Source organism: Micromonospora sp. NPDC049799 (assembly GCF_040656655.1).
Classification (GTDB): domain Bacteria; phylum Actinomycetota; class Actinomycetes; order Mycobacteriales; family Micromonosporaceae; genus Micromonospora.
This window is the reverse complement of sequence record NZ_JBFAMU010000374.1, coordinates 1-4855: the sequence shown is the minus strand read 5'-3', so window position 1 is coordinate 4855 and position 4855 is coordinate 1. Positions and strand designations below refer to the sequence as shown.

Sequence of the window (4855 nt, the reverse complement as noted above, 5' to 3'; positions counted from 1 at the left end):
CGACCGCGCCGGCCAGCATCGCGGTGCTCACGCTCGCCCGGTCGGCCACCGCCCCGAGCGCCACGCCGCCGGCCGCGGCGGAGGGCATGGCCACCATCGAGGTGAGCGAGAGGACGCTGGTGCGGTGCGGGCCGTCGACCTGCCGGTGCACCAGCCCCTTGTAGACCGGGTTGGCCGCCCCGTGCACCGCGTAGCAGAGGAAGTAGGCGATCAGCACCCCGACCGGGCCGGCGAGCAGGGCCATGCCGACCACGGTGACGCCCTGCACGACGTGCAGCAGCACGGCACCGGCCGGCGCGCCGAGCCGGCGGGTCAGCAGCGGGACGAGCGCCGCGGCGCCGGCCGAGGCGAGCCAGGCGACCGTGCTGGCTGGTCCGAGCAGCGCCGCCGCCCGGTCGGCGTCGCCGACGACCTCGGCGAGCCGGACCGGCAGCAGCGTCTCGAAGGTGACCATGCCGAAGCCCCAGAACAGCTCGACCGCCACCAGGGCGGCCAGCACCCGCGAGCGGCGGAGCAGCCCGAACGCCTGACCCACCATCCGGGGCACCTCGGCCACCGAGGAGCGCAGCGCGCCGCTCCCGGCGGCAGGGCGGGTCTCGACCAGCAGCGCGACCAGCGCGACCAGGGACACCAGTTGAAGTGCCACCGCCACGACGACCGGGGTGGTGAGGGCGCTGACCGGCCCGAGCGGCCCGAGCGCGACCAGGCCGCCGCTGAGCAGGGCGCCCGCGGCGATGCACAGGCCGAGGACCGTCCCGCCCCGGGCGAGCCCCTTTTCGTACGCGGCGTCGGGGTCGGCGGCGAGGGTGGCGTCGACGTACCAGGCTTCAAGGGGGCCGCTGTCCAACGCCCGGTAGACGCCCTGCAACGCCCAGACGGCGACCAGCAGCGCGAAGGTGTCCGCCACCACCAGCAGGCCGGTGGAGGCGAGGTTGACCACGGCGGCGACCACCAGCACGGGCCGCCGGCCGAGAGCGTCGGCGAGGCCGCCGGTGGGCAGCTCCAGGGCGAGGACCAGCAGGCCCTGCGCGGCGGCGGCCAGCCCGATCTGGGTCAGCGACAGGCCGCGCTCCTGCATGAGCAGGATGGTCACCGGGATGACCAGACCGACCGGCAGCCAGCGCAGGCCGTGCAGGACCAGGTAGCGCCGCCGGACCTGGTGGACGGTCAGGGTGCTCATCGCTCCTCCACCCGGGGGAAGGCGGACAGGAAGACGAACACGTCGCGCGCGTTCGCCGGGTCCGGTACGGGTTCGTCGCGGTAGCGCATGACGACCTCGTGGAGTTCGTCGTTGAGCGCCCGCAGGCGGGTGGGGTCGAGGCGCAGCATCATGTCCCCGATGGCGGCGGCCTCTCGCCACGCACGGTCGGCGTTCCGGGCGGCGGCCATCCACCGCTCGGCCTGCTCGGCCATCCAGCGGATCCAGTCGGACTCGAGCCACTCCACCGCCGCGCGGGCGTCCGGGTCGCCGTCGAAGTCGGTCGGCTCGAAGTGGGTGATGTCGTGCGCCGCCCGCCACCACCGCTGCCGGCCGCTGGCCCGGTCCGGGTCCTCGACCACCAGGCCCACGTCGGCCAACTGCCGCAGGTGGTAGCTGGTGGCGCCGGTGTTCGTGCGCAGCTTGTCGGCGAGGGTCGTGGCGGTCGCCGGCCCGTCCATCCGGAGCGCTCCGAGCAGCCGCAGCCGCAGCGGGTGAGCCAGTGTACGGATCTGGCGACCGTCGAGATGGACGGTCCGTACGGGCCCACGCCCGGAGGATTCCTCTGCCATGGATGCACAGTAACCGGGCACAGTTTCTATGCACAAGAGTTGTGCATAGAAACTGTGCAATTGGCCGCCAGGTCAGGCGGTGTCAGGCGAGGAGTTCGGCGACGCCGCGCAGGCGGGTCCGGAGCAGCCCGACGGCGCGGGCGGAGTCGAGGCGCACCTCGGTGGGACGGTGCAGACCCGACGCCGCACCGGTGGTGGTCTTCAGGCCGGCCGGGTCGAGGCCCTCTTGGCGCGCCACCAGCAGACCCAGCTCGGCGCGGCTCACCGCGTCCGGCCCGGCCACGTTGAGCGGGCCGGCGTAGTCACCGTCGACGAGCTCGAGGACGGCGGCGGCCAGGTCGGACACGTCGATCGGGCAGCGGAGCTCGTCGGTGAACAGAGCGGCCCGGCCGGCGAGGGCGTCCCGGCAGAGCTGGATCTGCTTGCTGCCCTCCCCCACGATCAACGAGGTGCGCACCAGCGCCGCGCCCGGGTCGGCCGCCCGCACCGCCGTCTCCGCCGCCGCCTTCGCCGCCCCGTACGGGAAGACCGGCGTGGGCGGGTCGTCGTCGGAGTACGGCGACGGGCGGCCGGCGTGCAGGGCGTCGCTGGACAGGTGCACCAGCCGGGCCCCCACCTCGGCGGCGGCGTACGCGACGTGGGCCGCCCCGTCGGCGGTGACGGCCCAGTCGTCGTACCGGTAGGGGGTGGCGACGACGGCGTCGGGGCGTACCTCCGCCAGGAGCGCGCGCACGGCGGCCCGATCGGTCACATCAAGCCGTCGCACGACAACACCGGACACCCCGACGGACCCCGAGTGCACCGTCCCGACGACGGAACGCCCGTCGGCAACGGCCTGCCGACAAACCTCCCCACCCAGAAACCCACTGGCCCCCACCACGAGCAGCGTCATCCCCGCCCCACCCCGTCGATCAAGAGGTTTGCGTCAACCGAGGGCCCGATCATGACGCAAACCTCTTGATCAACGTGGACCGGCCGAGGGCGAGGGAGGGTCAGGTGGGGTCGGCTACCGGGGCGGCGGGGCCGGCGGTGCCGGTGTGCGGGGCGGCCTGGGGCTTGGGCTTGGCGTCGATGCCGGCCTCGGTGCGCTGCTGGGCCGTGATCGGCGTGGGCGCGCCGGTCAGCGGGTCGAAGCCACCCCGGGTCTTCGGGAAGGCGATCACCTCGCGGATCGAGTCCGCGCCGGCCAGCAGCATGCAGACCCGGTCCCAGCCGAACGCGATGCCGCCGTGCGGCGGGGCGCCGTACTTGAACGCCTCCAGCAGGAAGCCGAACTTGTCCTGCGCCTCCTCCGGCGTGATGCCGAGCAGGTCGAAGACCCGCTTCTGCACGTCGCCCCGGTGGATACGGATGGAGCCGCCGCCGATCTCGTTGCCGTTGCAGACGATGTCGTACGCGTACGCGAGCGCCCGGTCCGGCGCCTCCTCGAAACGGCCCACCCAGTCGGCGTTCGGTGAGGTGAACGGGTGGTGCACGGCCGTCCAGCCACCCTCGTCCGTCTTCTCGAACATCGGCGCGTCGACCACCCAGCAGAACGCCCAGGCGCTCTCGTCGACCAGGCCGGCCCGCTTGGCGATCTCGATGCGGGCCGCGCCGAGCAGTTCCTGCGCCTCCCGCGTGTCGGTGCTCGCGGCGAAGAAGACCGCGTCGCCCGGCTTGGCGCCGACCGCGTCGGCCAGCCCGGCCAGGTGCGCCTCGGAGAGGTTCTTCGCCACCGGGCCGCGCGGCGCACCGGTCTCGGCGTCGAGTACCACGTACGCGAGGCCCTTCGCGCCGCGCGCCTTCGCCCAGTCCTGCCAGCCGTCCAGTTCCTTGCGAGTCTGCGACGCGCCGCCCGGCATCACCACCGCGCCGACGTAGCCGCCCGCGTCGATCGCCCCGGCGAACACCCGGAACTCCGTGCCGCGCAGGTAGTCGGTCAGCTCGGTCAGTTCGACGCCGTAGCGCAGGTCCGGCTTGTCGGAGCCGTACCGGGCCATCGCGTCGTGCCAGGTGATGCGCGGGATCGGCCGGGAGATCTCGTGGCCGGCCAGGTCCTTCCACAGCGCCGAGACGATCGCCTCACCGAGGTCGATCACGTCGTCCTCGGTGACGAAGGACATCTCGATGTCGAGCTGGGTGAACTCCGGCTGCCGGTCGGCGCGGAAGTCCTCGTCCCGGTAGCAGCGGGCGATCTGGTAGTACCGCTCCATCCCGCCGACCATGAGCAGCTGCTTGAACAGCTGCGGCGACTGCGGCAGCGCGTACCAGCTGCCGGGCTGGAGCCGCACCGGCACCAGGAAGTCCCGGGCGCCCTCGGGCGTCGACCGGGTCAGGGTCGGGGTCTCGATCTCCAGGAAGTCCCGCTCGTGCAGCACCGTGCGGGCGAGCTGGTTGGCGCGCGAGCGCAGCCGCATCGCCCTCGCCGGGCCGCTGCGGCGCAGGTCCAGGTAGCGGTAGCGCAGGCGGATGTCGTCGCCGGCCTCGACCTGGTCGTCGACCGGCAGCGGCAGCGGCGCCGCCTCGGAGAGCACCTCCAGCGCGGTCGCGGTCACCTCGATTTCGCCGGTCGGCAGCTCCGGGTTCTCGTTGCCCTCGGGACGGCGGGTCACCTCGCCGGTGACCTTCACGCAGAACTCGTTGCGCAGCGCGTGGGCGTCCTCCTCGCGGAAGACGACCTGGACGACACCGGAGCCGTCGCGCAGGTCGACGAAGATGACACCGCCGTGGTCGCGCCGGCGGGCCACCCACCCGGCGAGCGTCACCGTGGTGCCGGCGTCCGTCGCGCGCAGGCTGCCGGCGTCATGGGTACGGATCACGACTTGCGTCTCCTCATCTGCTCCTACGTCTGCTTCACCCGCATTCTGTCAGCCTCCCCCCGAGCCTGGTCGCTGGGTAAGGAAGGGCACCTTCTTAACGCCTCCGGTAGAGGAGGGGTCCCCTCTTAACACCGCTCGGCCCGCCGCGAGCCGGTCCGCGTACGGTGTGCCGGGTGCGCGTACCCCGATGGGCCCTGCTCTCCGCGACCGCCGCGCCGGTCCTGCTGATCGGCGGCTGGACGCTCGCCGCCGCCCGCCAGCCGGGCGGCTTCGACCAGGTCTCCGGC

General features: G+C 73.3%; 4 protein-coding genes. All 4 read right to left on the bottom strand.

All coding sequences use genetic code 11. The features are described from left to right. Positions 1 to 1180: MFS transporter (locus AB0I76_RS22460; protein WP_357038708.1), on the bottom strand; the 1180-nt coding region annotated here is incomplete at its 3' end. After that, positions 1177 to 1770, bottom strand: coding sequence for a winged helix-turn-helix domain-containing protein (locus AB0I76_RS22455; protein WP_357038706.1), 594 nt, complete (start codon positions 1768 to 1770; stop codon positions 1177 to 1179). The genes AB0I76_RS22455 and AB0I76_RS22460, both read right to left, overlap by 4 nt. Positions 1771 to 1852: 82 nt before the next feature. Beyond that, the gene (locus AB0I76_RS22450) at positions 1853 to 2662 is read right to left on the bottom strand and encodes a sugar nucleotide-binding protein (RefSeq protein WP_357038703.1); all 810 of its coding nucleotides are present in this window, start codon (positions 2660 to 2662) and stop codon (positions 1853 to 1855) included. Positions 2663 to 2762: 100 nt separating this feature from the next. After that, entirely contained in the window at positions 2763 to 4568 is a 1806-nt protein-coding gene (aspS, locus tag AB0I76_RS22445; RefSeq protein ID WP_357038700.1) for an aspartate--tRNA ligase, read from the bottom strand. Positions 4569 to 4855 lie beyond the last annotated feature (287 nt).